The following is a 16,954-nucleotide window of genomic DNA, read 5'->3' as shown; positions in this document are numbered from 1 at the left end:
GGCCCGTATTACAGACCCGTAGCAGCAAGCTACAAGCACCGGAGCACAATGCTCGATCCTGCTGTTACATGGTCTGACTGACCTTGGTGCAGGAAGGTTCCCACAAAAAACACTTCAATTTCGGCTGGCCAGACGCTTGTCCTGAGCAGCATTGCGCAACGCCGCGATAACACAGGGCTCCAGGCGTCCTTCAGCGATCAGCACGTCGCGGTGCAAGCCGTCGACGACATCCGTCAGCAGACGTTTATCGGTTAACTGGGCCTGATTGAACAGCCGTTCGACCACAATAGCGCCGGTCGTACTCTTGAGCGTCACCAGGCATTCGCCATGGGCACCCGATGGGGTCAACGTGACTTGGTACGGGCTCAGAGCCTCGCCGAGCAATAGACTGATACTTTCCATCTCGATCACCACTCAATAGTCCGCAAACAAAGTGCCTGGGGCGTATCCACAGTAATTGACCCCAGGCCCGAGAAGAAAGTTCTGGATTCCAACGGCAGGCGCACCGGCGCCTCTGGTGGATAAAGCATGCCCGGAAAAGATGACAGTAAAAAAACAGCCGCTTTTAAACCCTTTCACCCGAGACACATTCCTTGTAGCAGCTGCTACAGGCATTGCGCTTTACGCCTGCCTTGTCCGCTTGGCCAGATCGGTCCATCCGCCCAGCAGCCCTCGCAACTGACCGTCGGCACTGTAAAACGGCACCGTCCATTGGTAGATGTCCCTGATACCATCCTTGAACATCAACTGACGTTCACTGAAGCGGGTCTTGCGCGTACCGAGCTGGGCCATGAACTCGGCGTGCAGTTGCTCGGCGGTTTCTTTGGGCAAGACATCGAGTTCGATCAGTCGACGCCCCTGAATCTGGTCGAAACGGGTCGACAACCCCTCTTCATAACTCTTGTTGCACATGATCAAGCGCCCTTCCAGATCACGCACGAACATCGGATCGGGCATGGCGTCTATCAAGGCATGCTGGAAGGCGAGCTGGTCATTGAGGTCTTTTTCGGCGTCCCGACGTTGCTGGATCAACACCGTGAGTCGCCGGTTCCACAGCAGGGATAGCAGCGCAAAAACACTGGCGAAAAAAACGCTCCAACAGCCCCATTCGGTTATTTGCTGCCACGTCGAAGGCGTCTGTACAGGAACAATGCCATCGAGCCACTTCAAGCGAATCGCACGTAACTCGGCAGGCGGAAACGCTTCGAGCGCCTTGTTGAGGATGCTCAACAATTGCGGCTGCCCTTTGCGTAGCGCCAGATGATCAGCCTCCCATTTACCCTCCACCGTATCGCCCACCTTGAGCTGCCCGGACGGATAGAGCTGCGCCCCGGTTTCGTTCTCGATGGTGGCGTAGGCTTCGCCGCTTTCGACCAGCGCCCTGGCCTCGGCGTAGGTTTTGACCGAACGCAGCTCAATGGCCGGATAGTCGCGACGAATGGTCGCCTCCAGCGCATGCCGGGCTGGCAGCACCAGTACTCTTTTCGACAGCTGCTGCATGGATTGCACCGCTGGCGCGCCCGCTCGCCCGACGAACACCCAGCCCGCACCACCGAACGCATGACTGAAATCCAGGAACTCCTTGCGCTCCTCACTCATTGCCAGTGTGGTGCTCATGTCTGCCGCGCCGCTTTCCAGCCGCTCCAGCAACTGATCGGTGGAAAACGTCTCTTCATGGAGGAACTTCAGCCCTGTCATGGCGCTGATGCGGTTGAGCACATCGTTGTTCAACCCGCTCCAGTGTCCATGCTCATCCTTGAACAAATACAACGGGTACTGCGCTGACGCGACGGTGACCGTCGGATGTTCCGCAATCCATTGCAGCTCCTGAGCGTCTAGCCCGATAGCGGCCTCGGCGACCGCCCCCCGGGGCTCATAAGCCGCCAATTGCGCCGCCAGCCCCCATTGAGCAAAGCACATGGCGCCGACCAGAAATATCCAGCACGCAGCTGGTTTAAACCCTCTAAAAAACAGCATTGCCACTTCCTTGGTGATCGTCTCGCCCGCCCTTCATGGGCGGCTCTTCATTTACGAAACCCGACAAGTGTGGCATGCAGAAATGAGAAAGCCCGTCAGGAGACGGGCTTCAAAATGTGACAGCTTTTACCGGTTACAGTGGCTTGCCGCGGTTGCCATGCTGACTGACAAAGGTCTGCACGGCTTTCAGGTCGTTCGGCAACACGGTGCAACGCTCATCTCGCTCAAACAAATCAGAAAGATGTGCAGGTAGTTCGAGTGCTTTTCCTACACCGGCTTTTTCCACCGCGTCCGGGAATTTGACCGGATGAGCCGTGCCCAGGATCACCATCGGGATATCCAGGCTGCGACGGCATTCGCGCGCGGCCTTCACGCCGATGGCGGTGTGCGGGTCCAGCAGCTCGCCGGTTTGCTCGAAGACTTCGGCAATGGTTTCGCAGGTTTGAGCGTCATCCACGGCCAGCGAATCGAACAGCTTGCGTGCTTCGGTCCAGCGTTCCTGTTCGACGCTGAAACCGCCACCCTGCTTGAAGGTGTCCATCAAACCGGCAATCGCCGCGCCGTTGCGACCGTGCAGGTCGAATAGCAGGCGTTCGAAGTTCGACGAGACCATGATGTCCATGGACGGCGACAGCGTGGCGTGCAGGGTTTCCTTGACGTACTGATTGCCGCTCATGAAGCGGTGCAGGATGTCGTTGCGGTTGGTGGCGACGATCAACTGGTTGATCGGCAGGCCCATGTTGCGCGCCAGGTAACCGGCGAAGATATCGCCGAAGTTGCCGGTCGGCACCGAGAACGATACCGAACGCGCCGGGCCACCCAGTTGCAGGGCTGCGTGGAAGTAGTAAACGATCTGGGCCATGATTCGCGCCCAGTTGATCGAGTTCACCGCTACCAGGCGAGTGCCCTTGAGGAAGCTCTGGTCGGCGAAGCTCGCCTTGACCATTTCCTGGCAGTCATCGAAGTTGCCTTCGATCGCGATGTTATGGATGTTCTCGCCGAAGATGGTAGTCATCTGGCGACGCTGCACTTCGGACACGCGGTTGTGTGGGTGCAGGATGAAGATGTCGACGTTTTCGCAATGCTTGCAGCCTTCGATGGCCGCCGAACCGGTGTCACCGGAGGTAGCGCCGACGATCACCACGCGCTCACCACGTTTTTCCAGCACGTAGTCGAGCAGGCGACCGAGCAGTTGCAGGGCGAAGTCCTTGAACGCCAGGGTCGGGCCGTGGAACAGCTCCAGCACCCATTCGTTGCTGTTCAGCTGACGCAACGGCGCCACGGCGTTGTGGGAAAACACGCCGTACGTTTCTTCAAGAATCTTTTTGAAATCGGCATCCGGAATGCTACCGGTGACGAACGGGCGCATCACCCGGAAGGCCAGCTCGTGATACGGCAGGCCAGCCCAGGAAGCGATTTCTTCCTGAGTGAAACGTGGCAGGTTTTCCGGGACGTACAGACCGCCGTCGGTGGCTAGACCGGCCAGCAGGACGTCTTCGAAATTCAGGGCCGGTGCCTGGCCGCGGGTACTGATATAACGCATGACTGGCTCCAATAGACAGTGTTCGCAAACCCGGGCCCGCACGCGGACCCGGTGAACGATAACGGCTTAGTTCAGGTGCTCGACGCGGATCCGTACAACCGGACCGACCACGCCCGCCAAGGCTTCCAGGGCAGCGATCGCATCGTTGATGTGCTGTTCCAGCACGCGATGGGTCAGCAGGATCATCGGCACCAGGCCGTCGTGTTCCTCGACTTCCTTCTGCATGATCGATTCGATGTTGATGCCGCGCTCCGACAGGATGCTCGCCACCTGGGCCAACACGCCCGGATGGTCCTTGGCCTGAATGCGCAGGTAGTAGGCGCTTTCGCAGGCTTCGATCGGCAGGATCGGGTGGGCCGACAGCGAATCCGGCTGGAAGGCCAGGTGCGGCACACGGTTTTCCGGGTCGGAGGTCATGGCGCGAACCACGTCCACCAGGTCGGCGATGACCGACGAAGCGGTCGGTTCCATACCGGCGCCAGCACCGTAGAACAGGGTCGAACCGGCAGCATCACCGTTGACCATCACCGCGTTCATCACGCCGTTGACGTTGGCGATCAGGCGATCGGCCGGGATCAGCGTCGGGTGCACGCGCAACTCGATACCGGCCGCGGTGCTGCGCGCCACGCCCAGGTGCTTGATGCGATAGCCCAGCGCTTCGGCGTAGTTCACGTCAGCGGTGGTCAGCTTGGTGATGCCTTCGGTGTAGGCCTTGTCGAATTGCAGCGGAATGCCGAACGCGATGGAAGCCAGGATCGTCAGCTTGTGGGCGGCGTCGATGCCTTCGACGTCGAAGGTCGGGTCGGCTTCGGCGTAGCCCAGGGCCTGCGCTTCGGCCAGCACGTCTTCGAAGGTCCGGCCTTTTTCACGCATTTCGGTAAGGATGAAGTTACCGGTGCCGTTGATGATGCCGGCCACCCAGTTGATACGGTTGGCGGACAAGCCTTCACGGATCGCCTTGATCACCGGAATGCCGCCGGCCACGGCCGCTTCGAACGCAACGATCACGCCCTTCTCGCGAGCCTTGGCGAAAATTTCATTACCGTGAACGGCAATCAGTGCCTTGTTCGCGGTGACCACATGCTTGCCATTCTCGATGGCCTTGAGTACCAGCTCGCGGGCAACGGTATAGCCGCCCATCAGCTCTATGACGATGTCGATCTCAGGGTTCGTGGCCACTTCGAAGACATCGTTGGTAATCGCAATACCGGTCGTCTGGAACTGAGGCTTTGGCGTGCGCATGGCAATTTGTGCCACTTCGATTCCACGCCCGGCACGACGAGCAATTTCCTCGGCGTTGCGCTGAAGTACGTTGAAGGTACCGCCACCGACGGTCCCTAACCCACAGATGCCTACTTTGACCGGTTTCACTGTGAACTCCCCATAAAACGGCCGACTCGAGGCCGGCCGTGAAAACAGCCGCAGGTTCGCGGCTCTCTATTGATGGCCCGGCAAATGCTGCCGCCGGACCACGCTCGTCAAAGGCTGGCCGTGACGATGCGAATTTACTTCGCGCCCAGTGCCAGTTTGGCGACTTGTGGCGCAGGCTGGTAGCCCGGAATGACCTGACCGTCAGCCAAAACGATGGCCGGTGTACCGTTCACGCCAATCGACTGACCGAGGGAAAACTGCTTGGACACCGGGTTATCGCACTTGGCGGCCTTGATTTCCTTGCCATCGACCATTTTGTCCATGGCTGCTTTCTTGTCCTTCGAGCACCACACGGCTTGCAGTTGCTCGTCACCCGGCGAGCCCAGGCCCTGGCGCGGGAACGCCACATAACGCACTTCGATGCCGCGCTTGTTCAGCTCAGGCACTTCGGCGTGCAGCTTGTGGCAATACGGGCAAGTGGTGTCGGTGAACACGGTGATGTGCGACTTGGTTTCGCCGATGGCCGGGTAGACCACGGTTTCCGCCACTGGAATGTCGTTGATCAGCTTGGCAATGCCCAGGCGTTCGGTCTTCTCGGTCAGGTTGACCGGTTTACCGTCCTTGAGCTGGAACAGGTAGCCCTGAACGACGTATTGGCCGTCGGCGCTGGCGTAAAGCACGCGGCTGCCCTTGAGCTTGACTTCGTACAGACCTGGCAGCGGGCTGGCGGTGATGGTTTCGACCGGCACGTCGAGCTGGAGGTTTTCCAGGCTTTTACGAATGGCTTTGTCGGCCGCGTCATCGGCGACAGCAAAGGTGCTGACCAACGCAATGGCTGCGGCGGCGAAAATCTGGGTCAGACGCATGAGAACTCCTGAAGGCGGACAAATGGAACGATCAGAACACCCGAGCCGAAACACCGGGTCATAACCGCCCATCGTGCAAACCGGCAAAGCCTACCACATAAGGCCCCTCGGCACAGGTCGGCACTCCCATCCCAAGGACTGCATTAACCCCGAGGGTGATGCTTGGCATGCAGATCCTGCAAGCGCGCCCGGGCGACGTGAGTATAGATCTGGGTGGTGGAGAGATCGCTGTGGCCGAGCAACATTTGCACCACCCGAAGGTCTGCGCCGTGGTTGAGCAGGTGCGTGGCGAAGGCATGGCGCAGGGTATGCGGCGACAGTGACTTGCTGATCCCGGCGACCATGGCCTGGTGCTTGATGCGATGCCAGAAGGTCTGGCGGGTCATCTGCTCACCGCGCTGGCTGGGGAACAGCACATCGCTGGGACGCCCGCCCAGCAACTCGCCACGGGCATCGCGCATGTAGCGCTCGACCCAGACAATCGCCTCCTCGCCCATCGGCACCAGCCGCTCCTTGCTGCCCTTGCCCATCACCCGCAGCACGCCCTGACGCAGGTTGACCTGTTCCAGCGTCAGGCTGATCAGCTCCGTTACCCGCAAGCCACAGGCGTAAAGCACCTCAAGCATGGCGCGGTCACGCTGGCCGATGGCTTCGCTCAGGTCCGGCGCGGCCAGCAAGGCTTCGACATCGGCTTCCGACAAGGATTTAGGCAATGGCCTGCCCAGTTGCGGCATATCGACACGCAGGGTCGGATCGACGGCGATCAGCTTTTCCCGCAGCAAATAGCGATAGAAACCACGCACGCCGGAAAGAAAACGCGCCGTAGAACGGGGCTTGTAGTTTTGCTCCAGGCGCCAGGCCAGGTGATCGAGGATCAACTCGCGCCCGGCGTTGATCAGCTCCAGGCCCTTATCCTGCAACCAGCCGTTGAACAAGGCCAGGTCGCTGCGATAGGCATCGCGGGTGTTATCGGAAAGGCCTTTCTCCAGCCACAGGGCGTCGAGGAACTGGTCTATCAGGGGATGATCGATGGCAGGCATGGGGGCTCAGAACTGGCGGACAAAAGGCCGCAAAAATGAAGAGTCTTTCATAACACGTTGAGGGTGACACATGAAATTCGGGCACAAAAAAAGCATCCCTTGCGGGATGCTTCTTTTTGAGTAGACGCTCAGCTCATTACCGGGCCGGTTCGTTCTGCCCCAGGATCAGCTTGCCATCCTTGTCGACCGGAATCTGATTGCCCGGATCGCGATCCATCCGCACTTTGCCTTCCTTGCCGTCCAGCGAATAACGAACGTCGTAGCCTACGACCTTGTCGCTGATGTCATTGACCGTGTTGCAGCGAGTCTGAGTCGTGGTGTAGGTGTCACGCTCCTGCATGCCTTCCTGCACCTTGTTACCCGCATAACCGCCGCCGACCGCACCGGCCACTGTGGCGATTTTCTTGCCCGTGCCGCCGCCGATCTGGTTGCCCAACAGGCCGCCAGCCAAGGCGCCGACCACCGTACCGGCGATCTGGTGTTGATCTTTCACCGGCGCTTGCCGGGTCACCGTAACGTCCTTGCACACTTCACGTGGAGTTTTGATTTGTGTCTTGACCGGTTCAACGGCCAGCACTTGTGCATACTCAGGGCCGCTTTTTACCAGTTTGTAGGTGGCAACAGCACCACCGGCAGTCACACCGACAGCACCCAATACCGCACCAACCAGCAACGACTTGTTCACATGAACCTCCTGGCTATAACAGACGGGACATACCCGCGCTTCTCCCAGCCTTGGAGCATAAAAAAAGGCGCGAGTTCAACACTCGCGCCTTCTCGGCTTGCAGCAGGAAAACGATAACCGTTATGGACGGTCGTCGACTTCCTTCTCGCTCGTCGCCACAGGAATCAGGTCTTCGCTGTTCAGGTTCAGCCAGATCAGCACCACGTTCGCGATGTAGATCGAGGAGTAAGTACCCGCCAGAACACCGATGAACAGGGCAATGGAGAAGCCGAACAGGTTGTCGCCGCCGAAGAACAGCAGGGCCGCGATCGCCAGCAAGGTGGAGATCGACGTCGCCATGGTCCGCAGCAGGGTTTGCGTGGTCGAGATGTTGATGTTCTCGATCAGGCTGGCCTTGCGCAGGACGCGGAAGTTCTCACGAACCCGGTCGAATACCACGATGGTGTCGTTGAGCGAGTAACCGATGATCGCCAGTACCGCCGCCAGCACCGTCAGGTCGAAGGTGATCTGGAAGAACGACAGGATACCGACGGTCACGATCACGTCGTGGATCAGGGACACGATCGCACCGACCGCAAACTTCCACTGAAAGCGGAACGCCAGGTAGATCAGGATGCCGCCCAGCGCCATCAGCATGCCGAGGCCGCCCTGGTCGCGCAGTTCTTCACCCACCTGCGGGCCGACGAACTCGACACGCTTGACCTGAGCCGGGTTGTCGCCGCCGACTTTCTGCAGCGCTTCAGCCACCTGGTGACCCAGTTGCGGGTCTTCGCCAGGCATGCGCACCAGAAGATCGGTAGTCGCACCGAAGTTCTGCACGATGGCTTCGTGATAACCGGCTGTAGCCAGTTGCTCACGCACCTTGGTGACATCGGCCGGACGCTCGTAGGTCAGCTCGATGAGCGTACCACCGGTGAAGTCCAGGCCCCAGTTCATGCCCTTATGAAAGACACTGAACATTGCCAGCGCGGTAAGGAACAATGTGACGCCGAACGCAAAGTTGCGAACGCCCATGAAGTTGATTGTACGTAACATGGCAGCCCCTTAAATCCACAACTTCTTGAAGTCACGACCGCCGAAGATCAGGTTGACCATCGCGCGGGTCACCATGATGGCCGTGAACATCGAGGTAAAGATCCCGAGGGACATGGTCACGGCGAACCCTTTGACCGGGCCGGTGCCCATGGCAAAGAGAATCCCGCCCACCAACAAGGTTGTCAGGTTGGCGTCGAGAATCGCGGTGAATGCCCGGCCGAAGCCTTCGTTGATTGCCCGTTGTACGGTCATGCCGGCCGCGATCTCTTCACGTATCCGCGAGAAGATCAGGACGTTGGCGTCGACCGCCATACCCATGGTCAATACGATACCGGCGATACCCGGCAGGGTCAGCGTTGCCCCCAGCAGCGACATCAAGGCCAGCAGCATCACCATGTTCACTGCCAGCGCGACGGTGGCGATGAGGCCGAAGAAGCGGTAGATGGCCATGATGAACAGCGAGACAAACAGCATGCCCCACAACGATGCATCGATACCTTTGGTGATGTTGTCGGCACCCAGGCTCGGGCCAATGGTGCGCTCTTCAGCGAAGTACATCGGAGCCGCCAGACCACCGGCACGCAGCAACAGCGCCAGCTCGGACGATTCGCCCTGGCCGTTCAGGCCAGTGATGCGGAACTGGGCACCCAGCGGCGACTGGATGGTCGCCAGGCTGATGATCTTCTTCTCTTCCTTGAACGTCTGAACCGGCACGTCTTTCTCGACGCCGTTGACCACTTGCTTGACGTAAGTGGTGACCGGACGCTGTTCGATGAAGATTACCGCCATGCTGCGGCCGACGTTGCTGCGAGTCGCACGACTCATCAGCTCGCCACCGTGGCCATCCAGACGGATGTTCACTTCTGGCGTACCGTGCTCGCCGAAGCCGGCCTTGGCGTCAGTCACCTGGTCACCGGTGATGATCAGGCCACGCTCGATCAGAGCCGGAGGACGCTTGCCTTCACGGAACTCGAACTCCTCGGAAGTGGCTTTCGAAGCGCCAGGCTCAGCCGCCAGACGGAACTCCAGGTTGGCCGTCTTGCCGAGGATACGCTTGGCTTCTGCGGTGTCTTGCACGCCCGGCAGCTCAACCACGATGCGGTTGGCGCCCTGGCGCTGAACGATAGGTTCGGCAACACCCAGCTCGTTGACGCGGTTACGTACCGTGGTCAAGTTCTGCTTGATGGAGTATTCACGGATTTCCGCCAGCTTGGCCGGGGTCATCGCCAGACGCAGTACCGGTTGGCCATTGAGGTCGGCCGGAACAATGTCGAAATCGTTGAAGTTCTTGCGGATCAGCGCACGGGCCTGTTCGCGGGAGTCTTCATCGGTGAAGCCCAGCTGAATGGCACCGCCCAGCTGCGGCAGGCTGCGATAGCGCAGCTTCTCTTTACGCAACAGGCTCTTGACGTCGCCTTCGTAGACTTTCAGGCGTGCGTCGAGGGCTTTGTCCATGTCCACTTCCAGCAGGAAGTGCACACCACCGGACAAGTCCAGGCCCAGCTTCATCGGGTGCGCGCCCAGGCTGCGCAGCCATTGCGGGGTGGTTTGCGCCAGGTTCAGTGCAACGACGTAGTCATCGCCCAATGCCTTGCGCACGACGTCTTTGGCTGGCAACTGGTCTTCAGCCTTGACCAGGCGAATCAGACCGCCCTTGCCGTTTGCCGCCAGCGTGGCCGCCTTGACGTTGATCCCGGATTCCTTGAGCGCGGTGCTCACACGGTCCAGATCAGCCTGATTGACTTGCAGCGCAGTGCTTGCACCGCTGACCTGAATGGCCGGGTCATCAGGATATAGATTGGGAGCGGAATAAATCAGACCGACCGCCAGCACCGCCAGGATCAGAATGTATTTCCACAGAGGGTATTTGTTCAGCATCACGCCGCCCGCTTATGACGCGGGGCGCCTTGCGCGCCCCGTCGATTGAGTAGAAGTTGTAACTTAGATCGCTTTGAGCGTGCCTTTTGGCAGCGTGGCGGCGATGGCGCCTTTCTGGAACTTCATTTCAACGGTGTCGGACACTTCCAGAACCACGAAGTCGTCGGAGACTTTGGTGATTTTGCCGGCGATACCACCGGTGGTCACAACTTCGTCACCTTTTTGCAGGCTGCTCAGCAGGTTCTTCTGCTCTTTGGCGCGCTTGGCCTGTGGACGCCAGATCATCAGGTAGAAGATGACCAGGAAACCGACCAGGAAAATCCACTCAAAGCCGCCGCCCATCGGGCCTGCCGCAGGTGCAGCAGCGTCAGCCATGGCATTAGAGATAAAAAAGCTCATTTAGCACTCCAGTTGCAAATGTTGAATCTTGGGGTCAGAAAACTCAGTCCAAAGGCGGAACAGGCAACCCGCGTTTGGCGTAGAAGGCATCGACAAAGGCGGCCAATGTACCCTGTTGAATAGCCTCGCGCAAACCAGCCATAAGCACTTGATAATGGCGCAAGTTATGGATGGTATTGAGCATGCTTCCCAGCATTTCGCCGCACTTGTCCAGGTGATGCAGATAAGCGCGGGAGAAGTTCTGGCAGGTATAGCAATCGCAGGTCGGATCGAGCGGCGAATCATCATGGCGATGGAACGCGTTACGGATCTTCAGCACGCCGGTATCAATGAACAGATGCCCATTGCGGGCATTACGGGTTGGCATCACGCAATCGAACATGTCCACACCGCGGCGCACACCCTCAACCAGATCTTCCGGTTTGCCAACGCCCATAAGGTAACGAGGTTTGTCAGCCGGCATCTGGCCCGGCAGGTAATCGAGCACCTTGATCATCTCGTGCTTGGGCTCGCCCACCGACAGACCACCGATGGCCAGGCCGTCGAAGCCGATCTTGTCGAGGCCTTCCAGCGAACGCATGCGCAGATCCTGGTGCATGCCGCCCTGGACGATGCCGAACAACGCCGCCGTGTTGTCGCCATGGGCGTTTTTCGAACGCTGAGCCCAGCGCAACGACAGCTCCATCGATACGCGAGCGACGTCTTCGTCGGCCGGGTACGGGGTGCATTCGTCGAAGATCATCACAATGTCGGAGCCCAGGTCACGCTGGACCTGCATCGACTCTTCCGGGCCCATGAACACTTTGGCGCCGTCGACCGGAGAAGCGAAGGTCACGCCCTCCTCCTTGATCTTGCGCATGGCGCCCAGGCTGAACACCTGGAAACCGCCGGAGTCGGTCAGAATCGGGCCTTTCCACTGCATGAAATCGTGCAGGTCGCCGTGCTTCTTGATCACTTCGGTGCCAGGACGCAGCCACAAGTGAAAGGTGTTGCCCAGAATGATTTCCGCGCCGGTGGCGACGATATCCCGCGGCAGCATGCCCTTGACCGTGCCGTACGTGCCCACCGGCATGAAGGCCGGGGTCTCGACGGTGCCGCGCGGGAAGGTCAAACGACCGCGACGCGCCTTGCCGTCAGTAGCAAGCAACTCAAACGACATACGACTTTGGCGACTCATTCTTTGTCCTCAGGGCCACGTGGTGCGGGATTACGGGTGATAAACATCGCATCACCGTAGCTGAAAAAGCGGTATTCGTTGTCGACGGCGGCTTTATAGGCGGCCATGGTCTCGGGATAACCGGCGAACGCCGAAACCAGCATCAACAGTGTGGATTCGGGCAAATGGAAGTTGGTGACCAGGGCATCGACCACATGAAACGGCCGGCCCGGGTAGATAAAGATATCGGTGTCGCCACTGAACGGCTTGAGCACGCCATCGCGCGCGGCACTTTCCAGGGAACGCACGCTGGTGGTCCCCACGGCCACCACACGACCGCCGCGAGCGCGGCAGGCCGCAACGGCATCGACCACGTCCTGGCCGACTTCCAGCCATTCGCTGTGCATGTGGTGATCTTCGATCTTCTCCACGCGCACTGGCTGGAAAGTGCCAGCGCCGACGTGCAAGGTCACGAATGCGGTCTCGATGCCCTTGGCGGCAATCGCCTCCATCAGCGGCTGATCAAAATGCAGCCCCGCCGTCGGCGCCGCCACCGCGCCCAGGCGCTGGGCGTACACCGTCTGATAACGCTCGCGGTCCGAGCCTTCATCCGGGCGGTCTATATAAGGAGGCAACGGCATGTGCCCGACGCGATCGAGCAGCGGCAACACCTCTTCGGCAAACTTAAGCTCGAACAACGCATCGTGACGCGCCAGCATCTCGGCCTCGCCACCGCCGTCGATCAAAATCTTCGACCCCGGCTTGGGCGACTTACTGGAACGCACATGGGCCAGCACGCGATGACTGTCGAGCACCCGCTCCACCAGAATTTCCAGCTTGCCGCCGGAAGCTTTCTGGCCAAACAGCCGCGCCGGAATCACCCGGGTATTGTTGAACACCATCAAATCGCCCGGGCGCAAATGCTCAAGCAAATCAGTGAATTGACGGTGTGCCAGGGCGCCGCTGACCCCATCCAGGGTCAACAGGCGACTACCGCGACGCTCGGCCAAAGGATGGCGAGCAATCAGCGAATCAGGGAGCTCGAAGGTAAAGTCAGCAACGCGCATGATGGGGTTCGTCTAGCAGGGCCGGGAAGTCTAGCGGAAATATCAAAAATTCTCCATGTACCTGATTGACCAGCGGTATTCACCTCTCTATACTTCGCCGCCATTGAGCCCTGATGGCGGAATTGGTAGACGCGGCGGATTCAAAATCCGTTTTCGAAAGGAGTGGGAGTTCGAGTCTCCCTCGGGGCACCATTTGCAGTACATAGACGCCTACCAGCGTCTACGCAACACCCCTAGAGCCCGCTAACTGCGGGCTTTTTGGTCTCTGGGGTTCCATCCCCGTCCCTTGCAAGCCAGCCTCTTTTTGGTACATTTTCTGTACAGATTCCAGTTCGAGAACCGGAGGTGTACAGCCATGCCCCTCACTGCCCTGCAAGTCAAAGCGTCCAAGCCTGCCGACAAGCAATACACGCTGAGTGATAGTTCGGGTCTTGCCCTTCTAGTCCAGCCGAACGGCCACAAGTACTGGCATTTCCGCTATTCGTATCATGGTCGCCCGGCGCGCATGTCATTGGGCGTCTACCCGAGCATCTCCTTGCAGGAAGCTCGCGAACGGGCTGCCGAATGCCGCAAGCTGCTCAAGGAAGGAACCAATCCTGGAGCCAAACGCCGGGATGACAAGCAGCAGCAACGGGAGGCTGGCCTCAACACCTTCAGGCGAGCTACGGAGTACTGGTATCAGTTCAAGGCCGACTCCGGCCGCAGCCATGCGACGCTAAAGAAGATTCGCGACTACCTCGACAAGGATCTGCTACCGGCACTCGGCGAGATGCAGTTGGAGCACATTACTCGCGCCGACTGCGCGAAGTTGCAGGCCAGCATCGAAAAGCGCGGGGCGTTCAATGTGGCAGACAAGGCTCGGACTTGGCTCAAGCAAATTTTCAGTCAGGCGATTGCGCGGGGGTTGTGCGAACACAATCCGGCTTCAGAACTTCATGCCATCGCGTTGGCGCCGCCTTCCCCTGAGCACTATCCGCATTTGCATGAAAGCGAACTGCCGGAATTTCTTCAGGCACTGAGCAAGACCACCAGCCGGTTGCCGTCGAGGATTGCTTCGTGGATGGCAATACTGACGGCGAGCCGACCCGGCATGGTTCGGTATGCGACGTGGGATGAAATCGATTTTGAAGAAGGGACGTGGACCATACCGGCTGAACGCATGAAGATGCGCCGGGACTATGTCAGTCCCCTGCCCCATCAACTGATCGCGATGCTGATCAAGCTGCACCAATGCACTGGACGCAGCCGCTACCTGTTTCCGGGTAGTGGAGAGAAACGGCCCGTCATCAGCGAGAACACGATCAATCTGGTGTTTGCCAAGATTGGCTATAAAGGGCGGATGGTGAGCCATGGCGTTCGCCACACCGCGAGCACGCTGCTGCGCGAACATGGGTGGCTGAAGGATCATGTTGAAAGTCAACTGGCGCATGTCGAGGGTGGCATTGCTGGGGAGTACAACCAGGCACTGTACCTGACGCAACGGCGGATCATGATGCAGTGGTATGCCGATTATCTCGATGCGCTCAGGGCTGGGATTACGGCGAGCCTGCGGGATCAGTTTGATACGCGGGTTAATCAGTTTCTGTCGCGTAAGTCTTCGGAGCTTCTCGGAGTTAACTCGGCCGGTGGTGGCATCAGCGCCTTGGAAGATGAGCGTGGCGCATTCCAGCGCTAACACGTCAGTGAAATCTCCACAGCTTTGCCTTCCACGCGGGCCCTTCCAAGCAGGGCTGCAAAGCCGCCCTGCTTGGAAGGGCCTCACTTGAAAAATCTAAAAATCAGCATAACCGTCTTCTAGAAACCACGGATTTCCATAGACGGCTTATGCCATTCGCAGCCGCAGAATTCTCGAAAAGTCGAGCCTTGACCCTGTCTATCGGAGAGCGTAGAAAAGATCGTGCAAACGCTGTCGTTGACAGCAACCCAGGTAGCCAGAACCTTTAAGGCTACGCCACACTGTGGTGGTTCTCCCAAAGTGCGATTAGCGTCCGGCGGCTCGCACGGTCACAGCGATGTGATGGATGCCTATTTTTACCAGTTGCCCACTGCGGCAACTCATCCCCTTTCATAGCTGCTCTGCAGCAACCTATCCGCTTGGCCATTTCCTTGCGCCAACCTGCGCCCGTCTCTTTCTCCCGGAAAGAGACGGGCGCTCCAACCGCTGCTGCAGCCCAACTCGTACAAGGCTTTGCGGCATTCCCCCTCGTGACAATCGGCGTGACAAACACCGAAGTCACCAGCCACAGCGATGCAAATGATGGTGCCGCAGCCCACGGAATGGACTGCACCTGACTGACAGTCAGGCATGCCCCGGTCACCGCATCACTGCCTTCACCTGACTCAGGATCTCGCGGCGCTGGTCTCGTCAGCCAGCGCAGCCTCCACCCGCCCACTCCTTTGGAAGTGCTCAGGAGGTCAGATCATGAGATGCCCAAGCTCCCGGTCGTAAAGAGCCGCCAGTCCCGCGTTAGTGGACAACCCTCACAGGTCGCAGGGGCCTTGATCCCTGATAACACTCAGCATTCTTGGCGGGATGACGTGGGGAAAGACTTCAAACGGTTTGGCTTCGAGAGGAGTTTGATCATGGCGTTGGTCGGTAGACGGGATGGGCGCAACTTTGGCTATGGTCGGCAGCTGAGCTATGCCGGTCCGCAGGCCTTGAAAGACCTATTCGGCAGCGGGCACTACGGCACGGTCAAGGCGCACAGCGATCGTTGGCAGGCGTTTGTGCGCTGGTGTCGGTCGGAGGATGGCCCGGGGTTTAACAATGCGCGGCAGATTGATCGGCAGACCTTGATGGACTACGCCGGACATCTACGCCAACAAGTTGAACGAGGTGAGCTGGCCATCGCCACTGCGCAAAACCGGTTGTCCAGTGTGAATCGGACCATGGCTGCGCTTCGCGGTGATCAATATGTGAAAGTGCCAAGTCCGAGCAAGGCTTTGGGAACGCAGCGCATCACCGTGCGCACGACAAATCCTCAAGGCCAAGATCACGAGCAAGTGATGCTCACTGTCGATGCGCTCCGCGAACAGCATCCGCGTGCCGCTGCCATCGCACAATTGGCACGTGCCACCGGCATGCGTTTGCGTGAGGCGATTCTGGCCGACCTACCGCGACTCAAGCGTGAAGTCGAACACTACGACAAAATCAACATCCAGGACGGCACCAAAGGTGGCCGCGGCGGCGCAACCGCGCCTCGTTGGATCAGGGTGGATGACCATATTCGCGAAGCGCTCAGGTACGCCGAACAGGTCTCTCCCGACGGTAGCCGCAACCTGCTGGCACCGAACGAGAGCTACCTCGATTTCCAACGGGAAATCGTCCGCCCCGCCCGACACATCCTCCATCAGCACAATCTCAAAGGTTTCCACGAACTGCGCGCGGCTTATGCGTGCGAACGCTATGAGCAGATCACCCATCACCTAGCGCCCATCAACGGTGGCAGGTGTAGGCGCCTCGATCCACGCCTTGATCGAGAGGCACGCTTACAAATCAGCTATGAGCTGGGACATGGTCGAATCGACGTGGTATCGGCGTACATCGGTGGCCGGGTTTGAATAAACCATTCGATATGGAGATCTTCTTGGCTGGGGTGCTGACTGGAGCACATGCCACACGCAAACGTCACATCCGCCAGGCCAAGACTATTCAAGCAGCCATTTCTGAACGCTGGAACCGAGATAATCCATGGACATGGCAAAGAAAGCATCTCGTTTGGTTTTTGAACCACCACATGAACTCAAACTCGAAATCGACACGCTACTACTACCTGCTGACCACAAGCCTGATCACTCTACGCCTAGGAAAATCCTGGAATTTCCAACGTTAGCCGAATGCCAGCAACTGCGCGCTCTGTATCCCTAACTGGCAGATTGAGCCAGCCAACAATTTGATTGGGATTAGGGCGGACCTCTTGAGCCCCTGAACCTAACC

At 58.9% G+C, this 16,954-nt stretch carries 15 protein-coding genes and 1 tRNA gene; 4 read left to right on the top strand and 12 right to left on the bottom strand.

Annotated features, from left to right (window positions below; all coding sequences use genetic code 11):
- Positions 1-114: 114 nt before the first annotated feature.
- From AC1D2Q_RS21705 to queA, 12 genes are all read right to left on the bottom strand, one after another.
- Positions 115-402: a DUF3509 domain-containing protein gene (locus AC1D2Q_RS21705; protein ID WP_477814491.1), complete on the bottom strand. Its 288-nt coding sequence runs from the start codon at positions 400-402 to the stop codon at positions 115-117.
- A gap of 219 nt (positions 403-621) precedes the next feature.
- Positions 622-1,977, bottom strand: a complete 1,356-nt coding sequence (locus AC1D2Q_RS21700) for a transporter substrate-binding domain-containing protein (RefSeq protein ID WP_477814490.1) — start codon at positions 1,975-1,977, stop codon at positions 622-624.
- Between the two features lie 133 nt (positions 1,978-2,110).
- On the bottom strand, positions 2,111-3,520 hold the full coding sequence (thrC, locus tag AC1D2Q_RS21695) for a threonine synthase (protein ID WP_477814489.1): 1,410 nt from the start codon (positions 3,518-3,520) through the stop codon (positions 2,111-2,113).
- Positions 3,521-3,586: 66 nt separating this feature from the next.
- Positions 3,587-4,891: a homoserine dehydrogenase gene (locus AC1D2Q_RS21690; RefSeq protein ID WP_018926703.1), complete on the bottom strand. Its 1,305-nt coding sequence runs from the start codon at positions 4,889-4,891 to the stop codon at positions 3,587-3,589.
- A 134-nt stretch (positions 4,892-5,025) separates the two neighbouring features.
- A complete protein-coding gene (locus AC1D2Q_RS21685; RefSeq protein WP_477814488.1) occupies positions 5,026-5,757 on the bottom strand; it encodes a DsbC family protein in 732 nt (243 codons plus the stop codon).
- A gap of 143 nt (positions 5,758-5,900) precedes the next feature.
- A complete protein-coding gene (gene xerD, locus AC1D2Q_RS21680; protein ID WP_477814487.1) occupies positions 5,901-6,797 on the bottom strand; it encodes a site-specific tyrosine recombinase XerD in 897 nt (298 codons plus the stop codon).
- A 136-nt stretch (positions 6,798-6,933) separates the two neighbouring features.
- Positions 6,934-7,482 (bottom strand): glycine zipper 2TM domain-containing protein, encoded by a 549-nt coding sequence (locus AC1D2Q_RS21675; protein ID WP_018926705.1) that lies wholly within the window; start codon positions 7,480-7,482, stop codon positions 6,934-6,936.
- A 120-nt stretch (positions 7,483-7,602) separates the two neighbouring features.
- Complete coding sequence (gene secF, locus AC1D2Q_RS21670; RefSeq protein ID WP_018926706.1) at positions 7,603-8,517, bottom strand: protein translocase subunit SecF; 915 nt, start codon at positions 8,515-8,517, stop codon at positions 7,603-7,605.
- Positions 8,518-8,526: 9 nt separating this feature from the next.
- Positions 8,527-10,395, bottom strand: a complete 1,869-nt coding sequence (secD, locus tag AC1D2Q_RS21665; protein WP_018926707.1) for a protein translocase subunit SecD — start codon at positions 10,393-10,395, stop codon at positions 8,527-8,529.
- Between the two features lie 63 nt (positions 10,396-10,458).
- Positions 10,459-10,794, bottom strand: a complete 336-nt coding sequence (gene yajC, locus AC1D2Q_RS21660; protein ID WP_007934009.1) for a preprotein translocase subunit YajC — start codon at positions 10,792-10,794, stop codon at positions 10,459-10,461.
- A 43-nt stretch (positions 10,795-10,837) separates the two neighbouring features.
- Entirely contained in the window at positions 10,838-11,953 is a 1,116-nt protein-coding gene (gene tgt, locus AC1D2Q_RS21655) for a tRNA guanosine(34) transglycosylase Tgt (RefSeq protein WP_019651852.1), read from the bottom strand.
- 14 nt (positions 11,954-11,967) lie between these two features.
- Complete coding sequence (gene queA, locus AC1D2Q_RS21650) at positions 11,968-13,017, bottom strand: tRNA preQ1(34) S-adenosylmethionine ribosyltransferase-isomerase QueA (RefSeq protein WP_428633979.1); 1,050 nt, start codon at positions 13,015-13,017, stop codon at positions 11,968-11,970.
- A 107-nt stretch (positions 13,018-13,124) separates the two neighbouring features.
- Here queA and AC1D2Q_RS21645 point away from each other — a divergent pair.
- From AC1D2Q_RS21645 to AC1D2Q_RS21630, 4 genes are all read left to right on the top strand, one after another.
- A tRNA-Leu gene (locus tag AC1D2Q_RS21645) sits at positions 13,125-13,209 on the top strand.
- A gap of 163 nt (positions 13,210-13,372) precedes the next feature.
- Positions 13,373-14,692 (top strand): tyrosine-type recombinase/integrase, encoded by a 1,320-nt coding sequence (locus AC1D2Q_RS21640; protein WP_477748808.1) that lies wholly within the window; start codon positions 13,373-13,375, stop codon positions 14,690-14,692.
- A gap of 908 nt (positions 14,693-15,600) precedes the next feature.
- Entirely contained in the window at positions 15,601-16,578 is a 978-nt protein-coding gene (locus AC1D2Q_RS21635) for an integrase domain-containing protein (protein ID WP_477748807.1), read from the top strand.
- The gene (locus AC1D2Q_RS21630; RefSeq protein WP_477748806.1) at positions 16,575-16,850 is read left to right on the top strand and encodes a hypothetical protein; all 276 of its coding nucleotides are present in this window, start codon (positions 16,575-16,577) and stop codon (positions 16,848-16,850) included. Before AC1D2Q_RS21635 ends, AC1D2Q_RS21630 begins: the two co-directional genes overlap by 4 nt.
- Positions 16,851-16,954 lie beyond the last annotated feature (104 nt).

The organism is Pseudomonas sp. P1_A1 (assembly GCF_056406935.1).
Note: the sequence above shows the minus strand (reverse complement) of the source record. Positions and strands in the feature narration are given on the sequence as shown.